This is a genomic window from Bacteroides sp. (assembly GCF_030151085.1).
In the GTDB taxonomy this organism is placed as follows: Bacteria; Bacteroidota; Bacteroidia; order Bacteroidales; family Bacteroidaceae; genus Bacteroides.
Window position 1 is genome coordinate 1 of record NZ_JASLER010000015.1, and the last position, 24,236, is coordinate 24,236.

17 protein-coding genes and 1 pseudogene are annotated in these 24,236 nt (G+C 41.4%); 11 read left to right on the forward strand and 7 right to left on the reverse strand.

What is annotated here, in order from left to right:
• Together Q1W14_RS03410 and Q1W14_RS03415 are read left to right on the forward strand one after the other, a co-directional pair.
• Positions 1-507: pseudogene (locus Q1W14_RS03410) on the forward strand (hypothetical protein); the annotation flags it as partial.
• 6 nt (positions 508-513) lie between these two features.
• Complete coding sequence (locus Q1W14_RS03415; protein ID WP_300699304.1) at positions 514-1,971, forward strand: hypothetical protein; 1,458 nt, start codon at positions 514-516, stop codon at positions 1,969-1,971.
• Positions 1,972-2,660: 689 nt separating this feature from the next.
• On the opposite strand, the gene Q1W14_RS03420 is transcribed toward Q1W14_RS03415, so the two are convergent.
• On the reverse strand, positions 2,661-3,350 hold the full coding sequence (locus Q1W14_RS03420; protein WP_300699306.1) for a type 1 glutamine amidotransferase domain-containing protein: 690 nt from the start codon (positions 3,348-3,350) through the stop codon (positions 2,661-2,663).
• A gap of 676 nt (positions 3,351-4,026) precedes the next feature.
• Between Q1W14_RS03420 and Q1W14_RS03425 the strand changes: the two genes are divergently transcribed.
• The 8 genes from Q1W14_RS03425 to Q1W14_RS03460 all read left to right on the forward strand — a co-directional run bounded on the left by Q1W14_RS03425 (position 4,027) and on the right by Q1W14_RS03460 (position 13,536).
• On the forward strand, positions 4,027-6,051 hold the full coding sequence (locus Q1W14_RS03425; RefSeq protein WP_300699308.1) for an LruC domain-containing protein: 2,025 nt from the start codon (positions 4,027-4,029) through the stop codon (positions 6,049-6,051).
• Positions 6,052-6,181: 130 nt separating this feature from the next.
• Positions 6,182-6,646, forward strand: a complete 465-nt coding sequence (locus Q1W14_RS03430; RefSeq protein ID WP_300699310.1) for a hypothetical protein — start codon at positions 6,182-6,184, stop codon at positions 6,644-6,646.
• Between the two features lie 11 nt (positions 6,647-6,657).
• Positions 6,658-8,919 (forward strand): adenosylmethionine--8-amino-7-oxononanoate transaminase, encoded by a 2,262-nt coding sequence (gene bioA / locus Q1W14_RS03435; RefSeq protein ID WP_300699312.1) that lies wholly within the window; start codon positions 6,658-6,660, stop codon positions 8,917-8,919.
• 29 nt (positions 8,920-8,948) lie between these two features.
• On the forward strand, positions 8,949-10,100 hold the full coding sequence (locus tag Q1W14_RS03440; RefSeq protein ID WP_300699314.1) for an 8-amino-7-oxononanoate synthase: 1,152 nt from the start codon (positions 8,949-8,951) through the stop codon (positions 10,098-10,100).
• A gap of 1 nt (position 10,101) precedes the next feature.
• A complete protein-coding gene (locus Q1W14_RS03445; RefSeq protein WP_300699316.1) occupies positions 10,102-10,767 on the forward strand; it encodes a pimeloyl-ACP methyl esterase BioG family protein in 666 nt (221 codons plus the stop codon).
• Positions 10,752-11,510: a malonyl-ACP O-methyltransferase BioC gene (bioC, locus tag Q1W14_RS03450; protein ID WP_300699318.1), complete on the forward strand. Its 759-nt coding sequence runs from the start codon at positions 10,752-10,754 to the stop codon at positions 11,508-11,510. Before Q1W14_RS03445 ends, bioC begins: the two co-directional genes overlap by 16 nt.
• Before the next feature lie 17 nt (positions 11,511-11,527).
• Complete coding sequence (bioD, locus tag Q1W14_RS03455) at positions 11,528-12,178, forward strand: dethiobiotin synthase (RefSeq protein WP_300699320.1); 651 nt, start codon at positions 11,528-11,530, stop codon at positions 12,176-12,178.
• Positions 12,179-12,363: 185 nt separating this feature from the next.
• Entirely contained in the window at positions 12,364-13,536 is a 1,173-nt protein-coding gene (locus Q1W14_RS03460; RefSeq protein ID WP_300699322.1) for a glycosyltransferase, read from the forward strand.
• A 176-nt stretch (positions 13,537-13,712) separates the two neighbouring features.
• Here the strand turns inward: Q1W14_RS03460 and Q1W14_RS03465 are convergent, their stop codons facing one another.
• Positions 13,713-14,957: an ABC transporter permease gene (locus tag Q1W14_RS03465; protein WP_300699324.1), complete on the reverse strand. Its 1,245-nt coding sequence runs from the start codon at positions 14,955-14,957 to the stop codon at positions 13,713-13,715.
• A gap of 9 nt (positions 14,958-14,966) precedes the next feature.
• Complete coding sequence (locus tag Q1W14_RS03470) at positions 14,967-16,169, reverse strand: pyridoxal phosphate-dependent aminotransferase (protein WP_300699326.1); 1,203 nt, start codon at positions 16,167-16,169, stop codon at positions 14,967-14,969.
• 240 nt (positions 16,170-16,409) lie between these two features.
• Between Q1W14_RS03470 and Q1W14_RS03475 the strand changes: the two genes are divergently transcribed.
• Entirely contained in the window at positions 16,410-17,642 is a 1,233-nt protein-coding gene (locus Q1W14_RS03475) for a fucose isomerase (protein WP_300699328.1), read from the forward strand.
• Between the two features lie 41 nt (positions 17,643-17,683).
• Here the strand turns inward: Q1W14_RS03475 and Q1W14_RS03480 are convergent, their stop codons facing one another.
• From Q1W14_RS03480 to Q1W14_RS03495, 4 genes are all read right to left on the reverse strand, one after another.
• Positions 17,684-20,317 (reverse strand): ABC transporter substrate binding protein, encoded by a 2,634-nt coding sequence (locus Q1W14_RS03480; protein ID WP_300699330.1) that lies wholly within the window; start codon positions 20,315-20,317, stop codon positions 17,684-17,686.
• Positions 20,318-20,411: 94 nt separating this feature from the next.
• Positions 20,412-21,668 carry an FtsX-like permease family protein gene (locus Q1W14_RS03485; protein WP_300699332.1) on the reverse strand — a complete coding sequence of 419 codons (1,257 nt, stop codon included), beginning with the start codon at positions 21,666-21,668 and terminating at the stop codon, positions 20,412-20,414.
• Positions 21,669-21,706: 38 nt separating this feature from the next.
• Positions 21,707-22,939: an ABC transporter permease gene (locus Q1W14_RS03490; RefSeq protein ID WP_300699334.1), complete on the reverse strand. Its 1,233-nt coding sequence runs from the start codon at positions 22,937-22,939 to the stop codon at positions 21,707-21,709.
• 24 nt (positions 22,940-22,963) lie between these two features.
• The gene (locus Q1W14_RS03495) at positions 22,964-24,232 is read right to left on the reverse strand and encodes an ABC transporter permease (protein ID WP_300699336.1); all 1,269 of its coding nucleotides are present in this window, start codon (positions 24,230-24,232) and stop codon (positions 22,964-22,966) included.
• Positions 24,233-24,236 lie beyond the last annotated feature (4 nt).

Below are 24,236 nucleotides of genomic sequence, written 5' to 3' on the forward strand. Positions count from 1 at the left end.
AGCGGGGAAACAGCAAGCGGACTCGCAAACTTCACTCTGAAGAGTGTAAGCATATACCGAACGAAAAACAAAGGTTATGCAGCTCCGGTAAACGGAGGGATTATCACAGGCAATGTAGTGACATCCGTATCCATACCTCCCAATGCGGGTACAAACGAGGCATTGACTTATACCTGCTCGGACGGTAAATCATTAATCCGTACGATTTATGTGGCAGAAGCGGCACAGGGTACTAAGAGGGACAATAACATCTGTCTGGTAGTTGGAGGAACCTATGCGGGAAGCACGAATTACTACCGGGTGGATTTTGTCAATTCCGACGGTTATATACCACTGAAAAGGAACTGTAAATATATGGTGAATATCAAGGCCGTGAGCAATGCAGGATATACAACAGAAGAGGTGGCATTGACTGGAGACAAGACTCTTACCCCGGCTACAAGTATATCTGCAAACGCGTGGACTGATGAAACTCAAAACGGTTCGGGAAGTATAACTTTACCATAAACAAAGATGAATCAGATAATAAACAGCATAGTATATTTAGCATTCGCCATCTTGGTAGCAGGATGTAATACGGATGGGAATGAAGATGCTACCATTTATGAGAATGGTATACTTATTGAAGTAGAGGCTCCTCAACTGAACGGATGGGGCACGGAAGAGAACAGTTACACACGAAGCGGCGAAGCAATCAGCATACAACAGAAAGGTGAAGACGGGTTGGATATGGAAGTTGACTTACTACCGGATACAGCCAGAACTTTTACCGATAAAGTAACTACACGTTGGACGAATATGGATGACAATACAGTCTTCCGGGTAGTGGCATACGCATGTGAAAGTGCGGCAACCATCACAACATCGAACTACAAAGGATATGGAGACTATAAGCTACTAACTGACGGAACCGTACAAACAGTGAAAAGCCTGACACTACCTATAGGGACATACACTTTCGTATGTTACTCAAATGGGGACTCGACTGCGCTACCGGCTTTCAGCAATAACGCAACAAGTATAACTGCGACAAATGGAATTAACTTTATGACATGCGTAAAACCTAATATCGTTATTGATAATACAGGTAGCATATATACATTAAGTAACATTGAATTCACACACAATTGTGTACGCTATAGGGTCAGTGCAGCGGCACAAAGCGAAAGGATGGCAAATATCACGGCATGTGCAGCAACACTTACCCTGCCTGCCAATAGTGCAACGTATTCATTTACGAGCAATGCGTTTACCGCAAATTCTACAGCAGAAACAATAGCTCTGGTATGGAATAGTCCCAATGCCATGACAGTACACAGCAATTATGTGTATCTACTGCCTCAAAGCGGGAAAAATTTAACGGTTAAACTAAATCTGACTATTGGAGGAAAAGCATTCAACGATAAAAGCACTACCTTAACAGGAATTACTTTCACAGCAAATGGCACATACTGTAGCAGTGTTTCTTTTACTACCACCAAAGGGTATATTGTGGGAGGTAATATTTGGGCAAACGGTAATTTATATCGTGCTGCTGTAAGTTCGGGAGCATATGATTTTTATCCCAATACAATGTCGTGCTCAAAAGGGAATTATGCTAGTGACTACTTTACATATAACAACCCATATCCAAGCAACTCGGAGCTTATTACTACTTGGTCGGATTCAAGAGATCCTTGCAGATTGGTATCACCTACAAATACATGGAGGACACCAACAGTACAAGATTGCAATGCATTACTTCAAACGGGTGTCGTACAGAAGACAGACCGAACAATATATGGGGGAGTGCTTAATCTGCCCTTTACAAGTTTTATGAGATATCATACCGGTTATCCACACGAACCATATTTTGACCATATAGGATATTATCTAACTACAACATATACCAGATGTTTACAAAACGGAGGAATAGGCGAATACTCTGTCGATGAAACTTTAGCATTCGCTGTTCGTTGCGTTCGTAATTAAGGTAAAAAACAAAGACCTAGATAGAAGCACTTTTATTCTTCTGATAAAGAAATCCCGCAACCCCAAGGAATTATCATTTTTAACTCCTTTGTACTTTCTGCGGGTAATCAACATCATATGTAGATGTGAATTTCCATCCGATGTATTTTTGTTTGTTTGCGAATCTCCTTTCCAAGCGTGGAAAGGAGATTCTTTAATAACAACTTACCTAGAGCTTATTTTAACATTCAACCAATAAAACGTTAATAACCTTATTATATCTTTTAAACCATGTTATAAGTTAGCCCAGATGCTTTGATAAATTTGGAGATTAGCATAAAATCTGTACCTTTGCATTGTGTTTTTCATAGTATTAGATTTAAGGTTAACAAAAGATTGGCTGTCTGGGATAGATAGCCTTTTTTTATGCACATAGGTTACTTACTCAAAATCCATCATAGAGACCGAATACTTACCAGCTATTATTTTTTAACTTTACAAATACAATTAGTTAATAACCCTCTCACATCTATTAAACCGTGTTATAAATCACCCTGATTTCACATAAAAATTTGGAGATTATCATTTAATCAGTACCTTTGTACTGTGTTTTTCATAGTATTAGATTTAAGGTTAACAAAAGATTGGCTGTCTGGGATAGATAGCCTTTTTTTATGTACATAATTCAAGGATTGAGTTGCAGGAAGCTATCATTGCTTTAGCTTTAATTGCTGCATAATGACCTTTGCCATTTCTTTAGAACTGAATGGGTTCTGTCCTGTAATCAAATTATTGTCAACAACTACTTTTGAAGTCATAGGTATCAATGCTTTTTTATAATCGACTCCTCGTTCTTTCAACAAAGCTTCAAGATCGAAAGGCACATCTTCCTTTCTTTTAGCAAGGCTCTCCTCAAACCAACTGAATCCTGTCAGACTTTTACCTTTAATCATATATTCACCATTGGATAGTTTGACATTCAACAGTCCGCTTACACCATGGCAAATGGCTGACATCATCCTGCCACTTTCATACTGCTTTTTTATGATCGCTTGCAAAGCTGCATTATCAGGAAAGTCATACATTGCACCGTGCCCACCAGCTAAATAAACACAATCAAATTGTTGTTCCAATACATCATCCAACCTATTTGCATGATCCAGCATTTCTTTGAAATCGGGATTTTCCCAATACTTTTTGGAGACTTCATCCAAAAGAAATGGTTTTAAACTTTCGGGATCAACAGGAGTATAACCACCTTTCGGGTTGGCTAATGTAATATCATAACCGTTTTCTTTTGCACTATGATAGATATGAGTAAACTCACTAAGCCATAATCCGGTTGCAAGTTTTCTATTGACAAAAATCCCAGCACTGGTAACTATTATTAAAATCTTCATGATAATCAAATTGTTAATTCTATATTATTCAGAAATAAAACATTCACATGAATTGATTGTTTTATTGACCATAGTTTTTTATATAACCCGAAAGCATACATTGAATTTTAATTGGTATTTACCAATTATGTGTGTATTTTCCCAACTATTACCATATATCTTCATAAAATCCTTATTCACGATTATTTTCCACTATTTCTATTTTTCTCATTACCTATCCACATAAAAGCCAAACAGTATGTTAATTTTTAACCTTACAAACGCAAATAGTTAACAAATCCATCACATCTATTAAACCGTGTTATAAGTTGCCCTGATTTCACCTGAAAATTTGGTGATTACAACATAATCAGTACCTTTGTACTGTGTTTTTCATAGTATTAGATTTAAGGTTAACAAAAGATTGGCTGTCTGGGAAGATAGCCTTTTTTTATGCATATACTTCACTAGTTTAAATCGAATTAAGTCGTTTGGACAACATATACAACTTATCCATACCAACAAGTGTATTATTATAAACTATTACTTGTATATCATTTATATTATTTGTAAATTTGCAGCATAAAAACATGTATCAAAGAGAGTCTTATAATACAAAAAGATAGCCATAAACGCTGATTTAGTAATATAGATAGAAAAAACAACTTCTTAGCATTCAATTGTAAAAGTGATAAACATGAAAACCAGATTTTTAACAAAAGCCAGTGCTGCAGCTTTCAGTTTAATGATTGCTTGCGGAGCATTGACAGGATGTGCCGACAAAGACGTGTACAATCCTAATGCCGGTAAACCGGAATTAAAACCGGAAGGTGAATATTTTAATTTCACTACGACTACAAACGTCGATTTCGACGTAAACTATGGAGAATTTGCTGCTGGTTCTTTGTTGGAGATATACACAAAGAATCCTATTAGCTACAACGAAGATGGTACATACTCTATTAATGGCGAAGCCAAATACAAAATCTTTGCAGATGCAAAAGGTTGCTTTAAAGGTAAAGTAGAACTCGCTGCTGCAACGGATAAAGTATATATCTATTCTCCAAGTTGGGGAGCACCCATGTGTGTAGAAGCAAACGTGGAAAATGGAAAGGTAGCTATTGATACTACTGTAGAAAATGAAACAGAAACACGTGCAATGACTATAACACGTGCAAAAAGCAATTTTGAAATCGACCCAGTAAATAAGGAAAAGCAGTTGTATACTATTGTTGACTGGGGCCGATATGGGAAAATAAACGATATCAATAAGATTACTGGTGATGGAACTATAAGTGAAAGAGATATAAAAGATTTGCAAAGCACATTGTGGCAAGGAGCTTCAGCTAAGCCATATAATTTGGATAATAGAGAAAACGTAAAAGACACCAAACACGTTAATATCTCCATTGCCGAAGCTTATATGAACGACAAAAATGAGAAAGTAATTGTAACTGATGCTGAATTGTCCTTAACTTTCATAACAGAACGTGCCGGATATCAATCAACAATCGGCTATTATTATTATAAAACAGATAATGTGCCCACAGATCCAAGTAAAGTAAAAAAATACGTTATAGTTCCTAATGCATCAATTGCATATGACGACCCGTATAACGGTAATAGCTACCAAAATGCACCTATTAAAAAAAATACAAAGATAGAGTTATTGTATGAAGATGAAAAAGGGAATGTAACAGCGAAATTTCCAGCAGGTTATACTATAGGATATTTCATCATTTCTGATGCATTTAAGCCTGGTAGTCGGAATAACAAAGGTACAATTGAGACTTCCAAATCTTTCATCTATTCGAATAAAGAATGGAATAAATTATATGAAGGTGAGCAAGCGCGTTTCATTTCTCTTTCTACCGAAAAAGGTGCAGTGATCTTTGGTGTTGAAGATGGTGCTGATACAAGTTACGAAGATATTCTGTTTTCCATTGATTGTAACCCGAACGAAGCAATTCAAGACCCGGAACGTCCAGTGATTAAACCCGACGAACCTGTGATTACAACCACAGAAACAACTTATCGTACTTATGCTTTTGAAGACACATGGCCTACAGGTGGTGATTATGACTTGAATGATGTGATTATTGAACATAAACGTCAAGTCACTGTAACCAACAAGAACTACGTTACAAAAGTAGTAGATACCTTTGTACCTACACAAAAAGATGATGCCGCTACATTTAAAAATGCGTTTGCCGTACAATTTGCCAGCGATCAACGGGGTACAATGGAATTGCCAGCAGGAGCAATCGATGAGTTAAAAGAAACATCTTCGGTTATTCTGTTCCCGAATGCAAATTTGGCAAAAGATCTGGAATTCACGGTATCACGCACATTTGGTAAAGAGGAACTAACAAAGGATAAACTGAAAACAGATATCAAATCTCTAAATCCTTTTATCATCTCTCAATACACTGCCGGAGAAGTCAATCGTACAGAAGTACATTTACCTAAAAATCAACCTACCAGCAAAGCTGATCCAACTCAGACTGGTGCCGAGGATGATGCATATTACATTAACAAAAACGGTAAATATCCATTTGCTATTATGATACCGGAAAGATCGGCTTCTGAAATTGAAGTAAGCTTTAAGCCGGCAACCGAAAAGCATAGCATAGATCAGGAGTATCCTGATTTCACCAAATGGGTAGAATCAGAAGGAAAGACTAATATCGACTGGTATCTGAATTATAAACCTATCAAATAACAGACTTAAAGTTAGCATATCAAACTGAAGGCTGCACAATGAAAATTTGTGCAGCCTTCTTCTTTTCTTAATATTTTTTCTACATTTGCACTCATTATACGAAAAACAGAACTGTACCAAGCAGGAAATAATGAAGATTACAACGCCCGTCAGACATACTATACGCTTCCGTCGTTGGAGCAGAAAGGCATACGCTGCATTTGCCAGCATAGGGCATTGTGTCACCATCGGCAACCTGCCCAAAAGCGTAGCAGACAGTTCTCTTTCAAAGCAAAAAGCTACAGGCTCTGCCGGTCACACTTCTTGTGGCAAAGATAGCGCTTGGGAAGGCGTAACCGAGGGAAAAGAAACAGATATCGGTATCCCGATAGGAAGTAGTACGGCACTTACTTGCGGAATGGCAGGACCGGAAATAATACTTCAAGCACTTCTCGGATCACCAATCATTCGCCCGTGTGTACATGCGGACGGAGAAGAAACGCATATACTAAAACAGAGAAATTATATAAGCACGAATTATCAGAAAACAGCAAATTCATTAATAATGTCGCTGTATACTGATAATTCGTGCTTCTTTTTTCATCAACGCACTTAATCGTAGAAGATATGACAATAACGGAATTAAAAAAGAAGGTATTACATGGTTACTTCATTCGTAAGGAAGAAGCAGAATGGCTGGCAACTCAATCCGATAAAGAGGCTCTGTATGAAGCAGCCCATGAAATAACCCAAGCATTGGCTTCGGAAGAATTCGACATGTGCTCCATTATCAATGCAAAATCGGGTCGATGCCCGGAAAATTGCAAATGGTGCGCACAGTCGTCACACTATAAGACAAAAGCGGATGTTTACGATCTGGTTAATAAGGAAGAATGCCTGAGACATGCCAAATACAATGAAGAACAAGGAGTTGCACGATTTTCGCTGGTAACCAGCGGGCGGAAGCCTTCGGGCAAGAACATGGAAAGCTTATGCGAAACTGCCCGCTATATGCGGAAACACTCTTCGATACAGCTGTGTGCTTCTTTAGGATTGCTTAACGAAGAAGAGATGCGCGCACTGCATAACTCAGGCATTACGCGTTACCACTGTAATCTGGAAACTGCCCCCTCCTACTTCCCTACCCTTTGCAGTACACATACGCAAGAAGAAAAACTGCGCACGCTGCAAGCTGCACGCAATGTAGGTATGGACATCTGTAGCGGTGGAATCATCGGCATGGGCGAAAGCATGGAGCAACGCATCGAGTTTGCATTTACACTGAAAGGTTTAGAGGTACAATCTATTCCTATCAATCTGTTAAGTCCTATCCCCGGTACACCATTGGAACAACAAACTCCTCTGACCGAAGAGGAAATTTTAACCACTATCGCCCTGTTCCGTTTCATTAATCCGACTGCCTTCCTCCGCTTTGCGGGAGGTCGTTCGCAACTAAGTAAAGAGGCTGTAAAAAAGTCATTACATATCGGTATTAACTCTGCAATTGTTGGAGATTTATTGACCACTCTCGGTTCGAAAGTATCGGAAGATAAGGAATTGATTGAAGATGCAGGCTACAAATTTGCCGATTCACAATTTGACCGTGAACACTTGTGGCATCCTTATACATCGACTACTGATCCGCTACCTGTATATAAAGTAAAACAAGCGGAAGGAGCCACAATCACATTGGAAAGTGGGCAAACTTTAGTCGAGGGTATGTCTTCTTGGTGGTGTGCCGTACATGGATATAACAATCCTGTATTAAACAATGCAGCAGAAGAGCAACTTCGAAAAATGTCGCATGTGATGTTCGGAGGGTTGACACACGACCCGGCTATAGAATTAGGGAAGTTATTATTGCCGCTTGTACCGCCATCCATGCAGAAGATATTCTATGCGGATTCAGGTTCGGTGGCAGTGGAAGTTGCTATGAAGATGGCTGTTCAATATTGGCATGCGAAAAGCCATTCATCACCTGGACAGGCACATCTGGAAAAGAAAAGCAACTTTGTGACCATACGTAAAGGTTATCATGGAGACACGTGGAATGCGATGTCTGTTTGTGATCCAGTGACGGGTATGCATTCTCTATTCGGTTCCGCACTTCCGATAAGGTATTTCGCTCCTAGACCGCATTCTCGTTTTGGTGAAGAATGGGATGCTGAAGATGCTATGAAATTACTGGATATTGTAGAAGAACATCACGAAGAACTCGCCGCACTTATCCTTGAACCCGTTGTGCAAGGAGCAGGAGGCATGTGGTTTTATCATCCGCAATACCTGCGCGAAGCGGCAAGAATATGCAAAGAGCATAATATATTGCTGATATTCGATGAAATAGCAACAGGCTTCGGACGAACCGGCAAACTATTTGCTTGGGAGCATGCCGGAGTAGAACCGGACATCATGTGTATAGGCAAAGCTTTGACCGGTGGTTATATGACGTTATCTGCCGTACTAGCTACCAATGAAGTGGCAGATACGATTTCCAATCATACACCCGGCGTATTTATGCACGGTCCCACATTTATGGGAAATCCGCTGGCATGCGCCGTAGCCTGTGCGTCTGTGAAATTATTGACATCCCCCGAATATGACTGGAAAGGAAAGGTAATCAAGATCGAAGCACAACTGGAAAAGGAACTCGCCCCCGCACGAGATTTGCCAATGGTAAAAGAAGTGCGTGTATTAGGTGCCATAGGCGTTATAGAATTGCTGGAAAATGTAGATATGGCATGGATGCAGCGTCGGTTTGTGGAAGAAGGCATTTGGTTGCGTCCATTCGGAAAACTAGTCTACATCATGCCGCCATTTATCATTGAACCGGAACAGTTGACGAAGTTGACAAGAGGAGCAATAAAGATTATAAGAGAAATGGGATTCTAATCTTTTTGTCATCCTACAAACCTAATGCAATGAAAGTAATAGAACAGATGCAGCACGAGCTGCAAGAATTGAAAGAGCATAGTAATCTGCGCCGCCTGCCAAACATAGTACATGATGGGCGGGAAGTCGAGGTTAACGGACTACGGATGTTAAATCTCTCGTCCAATGATTACCTGGGACTGGCTGCCGACAGGGAGTTAAGAGAAGAATTCCTCGGTACTTTAAATCCTGATTCCTTTATGCCGACATCTTCTTCTTCCCGTTTGTTGACCGGTAACTTTAGTGTCTACGAAGAATTGGAAGCAGAATTAGTAAACTTGTTCGGTACGGAAGCAGCATTGGTATTCAATAGCGGTTATCATGCCAATACCGGGATTCTGCCTGCCGTATGCGATACGCAGACTTTGATATTGGCGGACAAGCTGGTGCACGCAAGCATCATTGATGGCATCCGTCTTTCGACAGCACGTTGCATTCGTTACCGTCACAATGATTTATCGCAAGTGGAACGTCTGCTCAAAGAACATCATACGGATTACAGGCAGATCATTATCGTTACTGAAAGTATATTCAGTATGGATGGCGATGAAGCCGATCTAAAAGAGTTGGTACGAATCAAACAATGCTATAATAACGTTTTGCTTTATGTAGACGAAGCACATGCGTTCGGTGTACGTGGCAAAAAGGGATTAGGTTGTGCCGAAGAAACCGGATGTATAAAAGAAATCGACTTCTTAGTGGGTACTTTTGGTAAAGCGGCAGCATCTACCGGTGCATACATTGTTTGCCAAAAGACGATACGCGAGTATCTTGTAAACCGGATGCGGACGCTCATCTTTACCACCGCATTACCTCCGGTTAATATTGCGTGGACATTATTCATCGTAAAGAAGCTACCCGCTATGCAGAAGCGCAGGGAACATTTGAGCCACATCAGCCGCCTGTTGCGTGAAGCATTGCAAGCTAAAGGATACGCTTGCCCCAGTGTGAGCCACATCGTACCGATGGTTATCGGGCTTAGTGCAGATACTGTATTGCGTGCCGAAGAGTTGCAACGACACGGATTCTATGCTTTACCGGTTCGTCCGCCTACGGTTCCCGAAGGAACTTCACGCATACGGTTTTCACTGACAGCTGAAGTTAAGGAAGAAGAGATAAGAGAATTGATTAACGAGATTTAATATGAAACAAACTTATATCATACACGAGCATCATCCCCGCCTACTGTTATTCTTTGCAGGTTGGGGAGCTGACGAAACTCCATTCAAGAGATACCGCCCCGCTAATAGCGATTTCATGGTATGCTACGATTACCGTACATTGGATTTTGATTCCTCCGGTTTGAACGAATACAAGGAAGTAAATGTCATAGGGTGGTCTATGGGAGTATGGGCAGCCTCGCAAGTAGTGCCCCAACTCTCTTTCCCCCTGACATCGAGTATCGCCATAAATGGTACGCCCTACCCTATTGACGAGCATCTCGGCATTCCTCCCGCCGTATTTCGTGGCACGTTGGATGGACTTACAGGCGCTTCTCTCCATAAATTCCTCCGCAGAATGTGCAAGGATGGGGCTGCTTTCAAAGCCTTTCTGGAAATCACTCCACGACGCCCGTTAGAAGAGTTGCACGATGAATTGGCGGAGATAGAGAAGATGTATCATACCCTGCTACCCGCTACTTTTCATTGGGGGAAAGCCATAGTGGGCAGTAACGACCGAATCATTCCTCCTGCAAACCAATTGCAAGCTTGGGAAGCCCTGGGAACTCCGGTAGAGCAAACAGAAGAAGCACATTATCAAGAAGAAATATTCCGACGCTATTTACAAGAACTATGGATAAACAACTGATTGCCGAACGTTTTGCCAAAGCAAGAGATACTTATTCCCGTGAAGCCCGTGTACAACAGCAGGTAGCGGAAAAGATGATGTATCTACTTACACAAAAAGCAGGCTCCGGCTTCAATCATATCGTGGAGTTCGGATGTGGCACGGGAAGTTATTCCCGCCTTCTATTACACGAGCTGCGCCCCGAAGCGTTATTGCTCAACGATCTTTGCAAAGAGATGGAAGAGTGCGTACACGTGTTATGCCAATCGCCCGGTGTCCGCTTTCTCCCTGAAGATGCCGAGTGCCTGGATTTTCCTGAAAAGACCGACTTGATTACTTCCTGCTCCACTTTGCAATGGTTCAATGATCCGGCTGAATTCTTTGTCCGCTGCCATAGTGCGCTAGCGACAGACGGTGTACTGGCATTCAGTACTTTTGGTGCGGAGAATATGCATCAGATTAGTCGACTGACTGGACACGGACTCAACTATCTCCCACTTGAAGAGCTGCAATCTTTACTAACTCCCTATTTCGACATTCTCCATGCCGAAGAGGAAATTGTCGCCCTACCCTTTGACACTCCGCAGCATGTATTGAAGCATCTGAAGCAAACCGGTGTAACCGGAACAGAGAAAAAGGTATGGACCCGCGGACGTTTACAGTCTTTTTGTGATGAATACATCCGCTTGTTCAGCGATAACGAAGGCAAAGTTTCATTGACTTACCATCCTATCTACATGATAGCCAAAAAGAAATCTATTTAAACAAAATATACAGAATAATGGAACCGGAAATTTATTTCATCAGTGGTATCGATACCGATGCCGGAAAAAGTTATTGCACCGCATGGTATGCCAACGAACTGGCTAAATGCGGTAAACGTGTCATCACCCAGAAGTTTATTCAGACGGGCAACACAGGACATTCGGAAGATATAGACTTACATCGTCGGATAATGGGTACGGGGTATCTGCCCGAAGATCGTGAAGGTCTCACCATGCCTGAGATATTTTCTTATCCCTGCTCTCCCCATCTGGCATCGCTCATAGACAATCGCCCTATTGATTTCGATAAGATTGAACGTGCCACGCAAGAGCTTGCACGTCGTTATGAGGTAGTTCTTGTAGAGGGTGCAGGTGGATTGATGGTACCTCTTACTGAAGAATACCTTACGATTGACTACATTGCCGAAAAGCGATACCCACTGATCTTTGTCACGTCGGGCAAACTGGGCAGCATCAACCATACGCTGCTGAGCTTTGAGGCCATCAAGAGCAGGAATATAAAACTCGACACTGTGTTGTATAATCTCTACCCCACCGTAGAAGATAAAACGATTCAGGATGATACGATGAAATATATCCAAGATTATCTAGCCAAACATTTCGCGGACACAAAGTTTAAAGTTGTACCGGAATTGGACAAGTATTAGTCAATTTGTCCCTATACATGATATTAATATTCAGCAAAACAAGATATTAGTATCATGTACCACAAGAAATTAATATCGTGCAAACACGATGCGAATAACGTGTTTACACGATATTAACTTCTTTTTTTTGCATAATCTGTGCTGAATTTTTATACCTTTGCAACGCATAAAACGTCCTACGACACATGGAAGCATTAACATTAGACAGCACTGAAAAAATACTACTCGTAACAACGGGTATTCTTTTTATTATCCAAGTTATTTATTATTTATGTCTCTATAACCGTATTCATGCACGCAACCGTGTAGTGAAGCGTGGTGACACACATTTCAGCCAGGAATTACCTCCAATATCAGTCATTATCTGTGCACGCGAAGAATCGGAAAACTTACGCCGCAACCTGAATGCTGTATTGGAACAGGACTATCCACAGTTCGAAGTAATCGTTATTAATGATGGTAATACGGACGAAAGCGAAGACTACCTGACATTGCTGGAAGATAAATATCCGCATCTGTATCATAGCTTTGTACCTGATTCATCCCGTTATATCAGCCGGAAGAAACTTGCCGTTACTCTCGGGGTAAAAGCCAGCAAATATGACTGGCTGGTATTTACCGACGCTAAATGCCTACCACAAAGCAATCAATGGTTACGATTGTTGGCACGCAATTTCACCTCACGTACCCAGATTGTTTTGGGATACAGCGGTTATGAGCGTGGCAAGGGTTGGCTACACAAACGGGTATGTTTCGACAATCTTTTCAACTCAATGCGTTATTTGGGATTTGCTCTTGCAGGCAGTCCGTTTATGGGAATTGGTCGTAATCTTGCCTATCGTAAGGAACTTTTCTACGAGCAAAAAGGATTCTCCGCACATCTTAATCTGCAAAGGGGGGATGATGATTTATTTATCAATCAAGTAGCTACTCCTGAAAATACCCGGGTAGAAACGGATGCGAATGCCATTGTGCGTATGCAGCCTGTTTTTCGCGCCAAAGATTGGAGAGAGGAGAAAATAGGTTATGCATCTACCGCCAGATTATATCAGGGAGTTCAACGCTGGCTAGCCGGCTTGGAAACGTCCACACGTTTAGCATTCTATGGCGCATGGATCGCTATGCTTGTGATTGGTATTCTCAACTTCCACTGGTTAGCGGCAGGGATTGCATTCTTTATCTTCTTGCTCCGTTTTATAATGCAAGCCATCATTATCAATAAGACTGCTAAAGATTTGGAAGAGAAACGCAGATATTACTTCACTCTACCCGTATTCGATTTATTGCAACCGGTGCAGTCTTTGCGGTGGAAGCTATATTGCGTGTTTAGAAAAAGAAGCGGATTCCTGAGAAAATAAGTAGCACATCGTTTATTTCGACCTATGGACACAGTCGTGTCCGCAGGCAATCACGGGCGTTTCCTCAGGGGGACTCATTCGTTTCCTACCGTGGAAATGATTGTTCCCTGCCGGAGAAACGGGCGTTCCCTGCTGGGGAAACGATCGTGTCTGCTAGGAGAAACGATATTCTCTTCTTATTCGTAACGGATGGAAGTAGCCGGGTGTATGCGTGTAATGAGGTAGGACGGTCCTAACAACATGAGAACCGAAGCAAGCAGCGTACCGACATTCAGCAGCAGGAATAACCAAAGATTAAAGGAAACCGGAACGGTAGCCATGTAGTAAGTTTCGGGATCGAGTTTGAATAGTCCGAACCAATGCTGAACGAAGTAAAAACCCAAACCTATTATATTTCCCCAAAGCATTCCCTTACCAATCAGGAACACGGAGAACCAAAGGAAAACTTTCCGGATAGTATAGTTATTGGCTCCCAAAGACTTCAGTATGCCGATCATAGATGTACGCTCGATAATGATAATAAGCAGTCCCGAAACCATTGTAAAGCCTGCAACCCCTATCATCAGAATAAGTATAACCCAGATATTCACATCCAAGATGCCCAACCAGGCAAAGATCTGAGGATTGAGTTGTTCCACATTTCGTACACAGTACTCTGCTCCAAAACGGTCAGAACGTTCATTTGTATCGGCAGCAATGGCATAAGTAGTTTCTTCCAGTTTATCGTAATCACGCAATTCCAGTTCTACACCGCTCACCTGATCAGGCTCCCATTTATTCAGCCGGTTCACCAGACAAAGGTCAGTCAGCAAGAAAAGATTATCATATTCTGAGAAATTAGTTTGATAGATGCCTACAATTTTCAAACGGCGGGCGCGCACATCATCTTGTATATAGTATGTGTCTATCTTATCACCCAGCTTCAATCTCATCTTGTCGGCAAGCGATTTAGAAATAACTACCTGGTTGGAAGATGCCGAATCACTGAACTGCGGAAACTCCCCCTCCAGTAAATGACGACGGAAAAAAGCTCTGTCATATTCAGGACCAATGCCCTTCAACACCATCCCCTGAAAAGCATTGATCGTTTTTATCATGCCAGGTTTTGTAGAATAACGCTGGACATGCTTTATCTCCGGATAATCGGAGAGCGCAGCAATCATGCTATCACCTACAACAATAGGGGGCGTCTCGTATGAACGAGCGGCATCCATATTGCTAATCTGGATATGCGCACCAAAGCCTACAATCTTATCCCTTATTTCACTCTTGAACCCTACAATAACCGAAACCGCAATAATCATCACCGCCAGTCCTATAGCAATGCCTATCATGGCTATGAGAACGGCAGGACGAGATACTTGCTTTCCGGGTTCCGAATTGCGATAAATACGAAGAGCTATGAAGCGGGATAGATTCATAATCAGTGATTAACCTTCTGTGCGCCCCGGATATGCTTCCAATGCTTTTTGAAGCACAAACAGAGCACGGTTCAAATCATCCTTTTTCAGAACGTAAGCTATGCGGACTTCGTTACGACCGGATCCGGGAGTGGTATAGAAGCCTGATGCCGGAGCCATAAATACGGTTTGTCCTTCGTATTCGAAATCGGATAAACACCATGCACAGAACTTATCCGAATCATCTACCGGAAGTTTTGCTACCGTATAGAAAGCTCCCATCGGGATAGGTGAATATACGCCGGGAATACGGTTCAAACCGTCAATCAAGCATTTGCGGCGCTCTACATATTCGTCGTATGTATCACGCAAGTAATCCTCACCTGCATCCAACGATGCTTCGGCAGCAATCTGACCAATCAACGGAGGACTCAAACGGGCTTGACAAAACTTCATAACAGCATCACGTATCTCTTTGTTCTTAGTAATCAGAGCACCGATACGAATACCGCATTCCGAATATCGCTTGGACACGGAATCAATCAATACTACATTATTCTCAATGCCCTCCAAGTGGCAAGCTGAAATGTAAGGAGAACCGGTATAAATAAACTCACGATATACTTCATCGGAGAAGAGGAAAAGATCATACTTCTTCACGAGGTCGCGTATCTGGTTCATTTCACGACGGGTATATAAGTAACCGGTCGGGTTGTTAGGATTACAAATCAATATGGCGCGTGTGCGTTCGTTGATCAGCTCCTCGAACTTTTCTACTTTCGGCAAAGAGAATCCTTCTTCAATAGTAGTAGCAATCGTACGTATCTTAGCTCCCGCAGAAATTGCAAATGCCATGTAGTTGGCGTAAGCCGGTTCCGGAACGATAATCTCATCACCCGGATTAAGACATGCCAAGAAGGAAAACAATACAGCCTCAGAACCGCCCGATGTGATAATGATATCATCAGCGGTCAAGTTGATATTATATTTCTGATAATACCCCACCAACTTCTCGCGATAACTGCGATAGCCGGCACTAGGACTGTATTCCAAAACCTTACGATCGATATTACGTATCGCATCAATCGCGACTTGCGGTGTCGGCAGGTCAGGCTGACCGATGTTCAGGTGGAATACATGCACACCTCTTTGCTTGGCAGCATCTGCCAGAGGAGCCAGCTTTCTGATGGGAGACGCAGGCATCTCCACTCCGCGAATAGATATTGTTGGCATGAGATTTATTTACGATTTAACTATTTACGATTTACGATTGATATTACTATCATTTTATTATTGAGTTGCAAAAGTACACATTTATTTGATACCGAAAGATAGCTAAGACATAAAAACTTTAAAATCCTTATCTATATTAAAAACACTATGTTTTTTAAGAAGAATCTTGTACCTTTGAAATATCAAACAATAAGCAACTACATTTGTTAAATCGTAAAACGTTAAAACCGTCGAATAAATATGGTCATCAACCTCATAACCTTTGCTTCTATCCTACACAAGCAAACAACCGTTCGAAGTTCACATGAAGTGATATTGACTGAATTGGAGAAATACTTCACAGTGAACTTCATCGATTATAAAGACATTAACAAACTATCGCCCAACGACTTCAGCATTCTTTTTATTGCAACCGGAGGTGTAGAGCGATTAGTTATTCAACATTTCGAATCACTTCCCCGCCCTGCAATCCTATTAGCAGACGGTATGCAAAACTCGCTTGCTGCCGCTCTCGAAATTTCTTCATGGCTTCGGGGACGAGGTATGAAAAGTGAAATCCTTCACGGAGAATTGTCTGAAATAATCAAACGTATCTTCGTTCTGCACAGTAATTTCAAGGCGCAACGCAATCTATTTGGAATGCGTATCGGTGTGATTGGTTCGCCATCCAGTTGGCTCATCGCCAGCAATGTGGATTACCTGCTCGCCAAACGTCGTTGGGGAGTTGAATATACGGATATTCCTTTGGAACGTATCTATGAGTATTATGGGCAAATAACAGATGATGAAGTAGGTGAAGCATGTGCCGAGCTTGCCGGAAATGCACTCGCCTGCCGTGAGGCCTCTCCCGAAGATATGATTAAGGCTATGCGCCTCTACCGTGCTATAAAAAAAGTAGTGGAAGAAGAGAAATTAAGTGCCATCACCCTGAGTTGCTTCCGAATGATAGAGCAGACAGGTACCACCGGTTGTCTGGCTCTCGCCTTACTAAACGATGAAGGAATCATTGCCGGATGTGAAGGTGATCTGCAATCTATCTTCACCATGCTTATCACCAAAGTATTGACTGGAAAGTCTACTTTCATGGCTAACCCTTCCATGATTAATGCACGCACCAATGAAATCGTACTAGCACATTGCACGGTCGGCATCAAACAAGCCGAAAAGTTCATTATCCGCAATCACTTTGAAACAGAAAGCGGCATCGGTATTCAAGGAATACTACCTACAGGTGATGTAACCATTGTAAAATGTGGCGGTGAATGTTTAGACGAATACTATTTGAGTACGGGTACATTGACCGAAAATACAAACTACATCAATATGTGCCGTACCCAAGTACGAATTAAAATGAATACTCCCGCCGAATATTTCTTGAAGAATCCTTTAGGAAATCACCATATCCTACTACATGGTAATTACGAAATAATGCTAGATGAATTTCTACAATCCAACGGATGTAAACGTATTTAATAAAGAAAGGCAGGAAATTGATCCTGCCTTTCTTTTAAAATCTATTCATCTATTTTTTTATATTCATCATTCACATCAGGAAGTCTCACTTCAAATCTCGTTCCTTTCCCTAATTCCGAAGTAACGGAAATGTGTCCTTGCAGTCGATCGACAATTGTCCGGCAGATACTCAATCCTAACCCGGCACCTTGCGTAAAATTATCAGCCTTAAAGAAGCGTTCAAAAATATGTTTCTGAGCTTCTTGGGAAATACCGCTACCGGTATCTTCGACATAAATAGTGGTATAACCCGGTTCATCCGTCAAATACCCAAAAGTAATGCTACCTTGTACCGTAAATTTCTTGGCATTATTTATCAGGTTATTTACCACTTGCTTCAAGCGAACAGAGTCTGTAGGTATAAATTTACCTTCACCTTCAGGAAATACCGTACGTAATGCTAATCCTTCGGGCATGCTCAGACGCTGAGAATCATATATCTGCTGCATAACAAAAGTCAAGTTATAGGATGCAAACTGGAAGTCCATCGTTCCGGACTCAATACGGGAAAGATCGAGAATATCACTCATCAGAGCCAAGAGTAAGGTACAATTTGTATTAATCGTCTCTACAAATTGCTTAACCTCTTCGGACGTGAAATTATCTATATCTTTCAGCAAATCAGAGAAACCTACTATAGAATTCAACGGAGTACGTATTTCATGGCTCATATTAGCCAGGAATGCAGACTTTAGTTTATCGGCTTGTAACGCCTGGTCACGTGCTGCAATCAATGCTTCCTCGGTATCTTTATAGCGTTGAATACTTTGACATACACCTAATACCATATAGGGCTCGTCCGATTTCAAACCATCATAAGCCGTACTACGGAACTCCCACCATTCATAACTTCCATCTGCATTCTGCAAACGGAAATTCATACGGGAATTCAATTCACGTCCCAAAATAATAGAGTCAAAATGTATACGGGTTTGCGACAAATCATCCGGATGTATAAGCCGTTCCATTTCATCTCTATCTAAGTAATCAGCTTTACCCTTATGATTGAAACGCTTTAGCACCCCTCCCGGGAAATGGAAGCTACTTAAATGCATATTATACTGCCAAGGATAGATGGAGCTTTCTTCAACAGCCATATTAAAGAAGCGTTTCTGCATCTCTTCATCCGAAATATTACGGCAAACAATAGCCATTCCCGTCATTTTATCGTTAGCAAAGATAGGTACGACTTCACCGGAAACAGGGAAATAAGTTCCTTTATGATTTTCTTGCATAAAGACATTTTGGGGAATCGAAATAGGTTTCTTTTCTGTACGCACTTCCTTCAACAACTCTTGCAAAATATCTTTGCCACGCATGAAGATATGAAAAATAGATCCTGCCATTTGTCCTTCATAATATCGGGCAGAGTGTACTTCGGGGGACAAACCTAACATTATCATCAATGGGCGGTTGACAAAGTGGATACGTAAATCCATATCATACGTAATCAATCCATCCCGGATAGAACAGAATATATTATCAAACTCGTCTCGTTGTTCTACCAATCTATGTTGTATCAATAAACGTGTCTGAGCGTGAATGCGTCTGCGGGATTCACGACGGTTAATACGGAAAAGCCACACAACCAATAAAACCAGTGCAGCCACAATCAACGAATAGAACAAGACAAACCACACCCGATATTGTTCAACCATCGGTATATTCAAAACGATACCTTGCTTCTCTACACGTCCCATATCAACATGGAAGAACTGTAATTGCTTGTAGTCATACAACAAAATACCCGCCATATTCTCTATTCCGAAAGATGCTGGAAATCCACCTTTCAAAATTTGTGCAGCACGTTTGCCAGCTTCGTATGTTCCATTATAAGGCTCTACATCATTCGCACAAAAGACGCCATTCGTTAATGCCAGATTCTGACATGCAAAAACAGGAGCTTTGGAATTTTTTCCGATAAAGGAAAGAAAAGGAGTCCACTTAGGAGCGATAACAATACGATTGTATGCATTATATTCATAACAAATGGAAGCAATGACCGAGCTAGGAGCTTGTGCTTGTACATTCAGTTTTTTCCATTTATATTCCGGATATTTATTTTTAAATTGAGTCCAATATTCTTCCATAGCTCTCACACCTCTCCGGCTTAGCTGACTGCTATCCGAAAGACAAACTATTTCTGTCCGATTAGGGTATACACGTTTGGCCTCCTGCAATAAAGTTTCAAAATCAATCTTTGCTGTATAACCACATACATTCGGCATTCTTTTAAATATATTATCATCCGGATACTTAATGCCTGAAACAACCACAGGCAACTGATAGGGTAAGGAATCACCGCAATGCGTTAAAGTGTAGAAAGCCTCATCACCGGAAGTAACAATCAGATCCGTATTTCTTTGACGGGCCCGTTCACAAATACGTCGCATTATCACGCATTCAGAAGAAAAAGACCAATAATCGGCATTCAAATATTCAATTACGACATTTGCTTTCACTCCCCCTTTCTCGAGTCCTCCCTTTAAACCAGCAGTGAGACGATCGTGCCAAGGTGTGTGTTTGGTATATGATTGTATAAAAAGTACATTGTAGGTGCGTTCTGCAGCAGAAAGCATTTCCGGCATAATCCATATCAAGCTCAAAAATAACGGAATAAAAAGGCGTTTCCTCATAATATTCTTTTTTGGAACTTTGTACACAGTTCTTTATTTGATTTCGCAAATATACAAGTTATATTGAGAAAGAGTGTAGAATATTCAAAAAAACTTATTCATCATGCAACGCTTCTGCAGGTTGGACCTTCATTGCCTTTGAAGCCGGATACCAAATACCTATAATTACCATCAATGCCATCAGGCAGAAAACTGCCAAGATACATATTACAAATCTTCCCAAACCAGCATCCGTAGCTTCCGTGAATGTTACGTCACTTAATACCATATTCATGCAGATTATTATAGCAGGAATAGCTGCGATTACCAGTAGCAAAAGTCCCTCACCCAGTAACTGTCCCCGTATTTTGTTACGACTACTTCCCATAGCCATACGTAAGGCTATTTCGCTACGGCGATGGCGGGTACGGAACCAGAAAGTACCCATAAGTCCAATAAAGACATTGAAAACAAAGAATATTACGATAAGACGTGCACTGCGAATATAAGGAGTCACTCCCTCGGCAGCATCACGCTCTATCTTCTGCTCTTTATAGCTGCGAATATCGAAAAGATAGAATGGAGACACCCGCAACAATGGAGTCATGTCCCGGTAGAAACTAGCAGCAAAATCGTTTGTATCTGCTTCGGGACGTATGCGGATTGAAATAAACGGAATATTTTGTGTTTCATAAAACCAACTGGGAAATGGTGTAAGAATAAAAGGCTCGTAACGAGCATAATCATCTGTTTTCTGTAAAGCACAAACCGAAGAAACACGATAACGCAAACCGCTATTATAGTAATCCATAAACTCACGTTTTATTGCTCCGTCACTCGTTTGAAACAAACTATCTGCCAAATCTTGGGTTATCACAGCAGACACAGGGCTGGCAGACGGATTCCATTCGGCTGAGGAGATTTCACTACCTTGCACTAATGGAATACGCATAACATTAAAATACTCCGGAGATACATAGCGAATATTAGCCCCAATTACATGTACGCTATCCGTGGTATAAGCCTGAAATACGCAACCACGAGTATATGCATCAGTACCCAGCCACATCGTAGCACTTTCCACCGCTGGGTATTGCTTGATACGGCGAAATACTTCTTCCAAAGGTTTAAACCAAAATTGCTGTAAGCTATCTTTCGAGCTACATAGCACTAATTGTGTAGGATTACAGGAGATTCTTACTTTATAAACATTTTCCAAATCATACCCTTTAGACTGCTGTTCTGCATGACCAAAACCGTACAGAACATCAACGCAGTACCACATCAACGTAAAAACTATCAGCAATTCAGCAAATAACCAACCGTTACTACGGCGCTGATTCCATATCTGATGCAAAATGGAGTGTATCATAATCGTCTATTTTTAATAGTTATCAGTCAGCTATTTGCTTACTCCCCGCCAATTACCTGGGCAACGGGACGATTGGTAGCATTCCATGCCGGAATAAAGACGGATAGCAGATTAAATAACAAACATACCAACAATACAGCTATAAATACTGTCGGACGCAGGAATAACCAAATACTGACGTCAAAATTAGCCCCGGGAGCACCATCACCAAGCATCCAATCCTTGCCCAACCACAAAAACAGGCACGAGAAAGCAAAACCAAGCAATGCACCGGCAAATGCCAATACCAGATTTTCACAAAGTAGCTGCATCATCAGTGTATATCGACTGGCACCGTAGGCTTTTCGTACGGCAAGTTCTGACATACGACGGGACATTTGTGAAGAAATAAGTCCGCTGACATTAATCGCAGGTACAATCAATAATATCAGTCCCAATATAATACAAGTCACGGTTGGAGTTATCGTATCATTACGAAAGAATTGACGTTCCGTATAAGTACTTAGATCAGGAAGCTCCACTTTAAAGTCAGTCAACGTTTCATTAAAATGGGCAAGCGAACGTTCCACTTGTTCTTTAACTTCATCACTACTAACTCCCGGTTTAGTGAGAGCTACGGCTTCGAAATTTCCCAATAACCCTTCGTTATCCAGATTGGTATTCTGTGTAGAATAGGGTGTCCACAATTCTCCATAGGCAAATATAAAAAGAGAACTCACATCTTTGGTAACACCTACAATGCGTTTAGGCTTAAAGTTCACAAAATAATTCTTGCCGATAGCTGCCTCCGCCGATCCGAAAGCTTCGCGAGCCAACTGCTCGCCAATGACAACAACATCCCGACAAGCATCAAACTCTTCTACACTGAACAAACGTCCTGTCACCACCGGAATATCATATACACGCCAATAGTTCAAATCCACTTGTCGTACCGTACGGCGCATTCCCTGTTCCGGCGATACACCGCAATATCTTGTATAGCTAGGTCCAAGATAGGTTACTACCTCTGCACCCGGTAAATTGTTAAAAGCAGCATTTATCGCACGATAGGATATACCCGTATTTGCATGACTATGATCTGATTTTCGATTAGAATATCCATAGGAGGAATATATCATACGGTCGCGATGAGACTCAGGAGCAATATTCGCTGTCTGTATATCATATACCATATAAATAACCATCACAAAGGTGATACTCACTGCCGTTCCAATAATAGAAATAACACTGAAAAAAAGATTCTGACGGATAAGCGCGATAATCTGCTTCATAATAAGAGATCTTAAATATAGTATTTATTCATCATGCAATGCTTCAGCTGGTTGCACTTTCATAGCTTTGCTTGCCGGATACCAGATTCCGCCAATAATCATTAATGCCATTAGCAGCCAAGTAAGAAGAATTCCAAGTAAAAAACGTCCTGTATCAAAAGGTAACTTAGTGACATCCACCAATTCTGCAAATCCTACATTCAAGGCAAGAATCGCTGCGGGAACTGTAGCCAAAGTTAAGAGTATCAGTCCCTCTCCCATCAAACGAGAGAAAACGGCTTGTCGTGAACTACCCATTGCCATACGGAGGGCTACCTCCCTACGGCGATGCTGTGTACGGAACCAGAATGTCCCTATTACACCCAAGAAGATGTTCATCAATAGGAATCCAAGGACGCAAAGACGGGTTTTCAAATCGTTCATATCTTCCAGTTCACACTGATGACGAAGCTCTTTGTAAGAAGTTATGTCAAGCAGGTATAGATTACCCACCTGATAAAGACGATCAGCAGCATCCATCAGACGAGTACTAAAATCGTGATCTTCTTCGGGAGTGACACGCAGGCTGATATTGACATAGCGGGGATCGCCAAATTCTTTCAACTTATCCATAGTAAGGGCAGCAGCAATATAAGCTCCACCCCATTCATGTGTAGTGTAAAAATGTGACCAGCGCACTGGTGTTCCTACCGCACCAACACGAGAGTGTTGGTCACTATCTTTATGCCAAAGAGTAACTTCACTCCCTTGCAATGAAGTGGCATCCTTCATTCCCAGTTCAGGATACTCTTCGGTGATGTTGGATGAGATAACGAGTTGGTTATTGCGCATCGCTTCGTCCATCTTATCATATCCTGTACCGTCAGCTGCTGTATAACGAAAAACACGGAAGAAATCAGGACCTGCCCAATATAGACGGGCATTCATCATGGTGGTATCTACTACGATACTCATACTATTGCTGCCTTCATTGTATGGATAGCAATTCTGTGAAAGAGCAACCGCCTCTACACCGGGATGATGGCGTAGACGTTCAGTTAACTGAAGTAAATGTTCCATATCTTCCTCAGAGGTAATATCAGGGGTATAAGCAGCAGCTTTAGGAGTGAGCTTACCTATGTTAATATTGTAACAATGGTTAGTATCGAAGCCCATCGGTGCGTTGTAAACACGAGCGGTAACAGTCGTCAAATCCACAATATACCACAGTACAGCAAAAACAAGCAGTAGCTCTACAAATAGAAATAGGTTACTACGCCATTCATTTTTTATCTGTTTCAGAATTGATCTCATTTCT

Excerpts from the sequence above, each read along its gene's own strand:
- Q1W14_RS03445 (WP_300699316.1), top strand. The coding sequence starts at position 10,102 with ATGAAACAAACTTATATCATACACGAGCATCATCCCCGCCTACTGTTA.
- Q1W14_RS03430 (WP_300699310.1), top strand. The coding sequence starts at position 6,182 with ATGAAGATTACAACGCCCGTCAGACATACTATACGCTTCCGTCGTTGG.
- Q1W14_RS03420 (WP_300699306.1), bottom strand. The coding sequence starts at position 3,350 with ATGAAGATTTTAATAATAGTTACCAGTGCTGGGATTTTTGTCAATAGA.
- Q1W14_RS03480 (WP_300699330.1), bottom strand. The coding sequence starts at position 20,317 with ATGAGGAAACGCCTTTTTATTCCGTTATTTTTGAGCTTGATATGGATT.
- Q1W14_RS03495 (WP_300699336.1), bottom strand. The coding sequence starts at position 24,232 with ATGAGATCAATTCTGAAACAGATAAAAAATGAATGGCGTAGTAACCTA.
- Q1W14_RS03475 (WP_300699328.1), top strand. The coding sequence starts at position 16,410 with ATGGTCATCAACCTCATAACCTTTGCTTCTATCCTACACAAGCAAACA.
- Q1W14_RS03440 (WP_300699314.1), top strand. The coding sequence starts at position 8,949 with ATGAAAGTAATAGAACAGATGCAGCACGAGCTGCAAGAATTGAAAGAG.
- Q1W14_RS03465 (WP_300699324.1), bottom strand. The coding sequence starts at position 14,957 with ATGAATCTATCCCGCTTCATAGCTCTTCGTATTTATCGCAATTCGGAA.
- Q1W14_RS03425 (WP_300699308.1), top strand. The coding sequence starts at position 4,027 with ATGAAAACCAGATTTTTAACAAAAGCCAGTGCTGCAGCTTTCAGTTTA.
- Q1W14_RS03485 (WP_300699332.1), bottom strand. The coding sequence starts at position 21,668 with ATGATACACTCCATTTTGCATCAGATATGGAATCAGCGCCGTAGTAAC.
- bioD (WP_300699320.1), top strand. The coding sequence starts at position 11,528 with ATGGAACCGGAAATTTATTTCATCAGTGGTATCGATACCGATGCCGGA.
- Q1W14_RS03415 (WP_300699304.1), top strand. The coding sequence starts at position 514 with ATGAATCAGATAATAAACAGCATAGTATATTTAGCATTCGCCATCTTG.
- Q1W14_RS03470 (WP_300699326.1), bottom strand. The coding sequence starts at position 16,169 with ATGCCAACAATATCTATTCGCGGAGTGGAGATGCCTGCGTCTCCCATC.
- bioC (WP_300699318.1), top strand. The coding sequence starts at position 10,752 with ATGGATAAACAACTGATTGCCGAACGTTTTGCCAAAGCAAGAGATACT.
- Q1W14_RS03460 (WP_300699322.1), top strand. The coding sequence starts at position 12,364 with ATGGAAGCATTAACATTAGACAGCACTGAAAAAATACTACTCGTAACA.
- bioA (WP_300699312.1), top strand. The coding sequence starts at position 6,658 with ATGACAATAACGGAATTAAAAAAGAAGGTATTACATGGTTACTTCATT.
- Q1W14_RS03490 (WP_300699334.1), bottom strand. The coding sequence starts at position 22,939 with ATGAAGCAGATTATCGCGCTTATCCGTCAGAATCTTTTTTTCAGTGTT.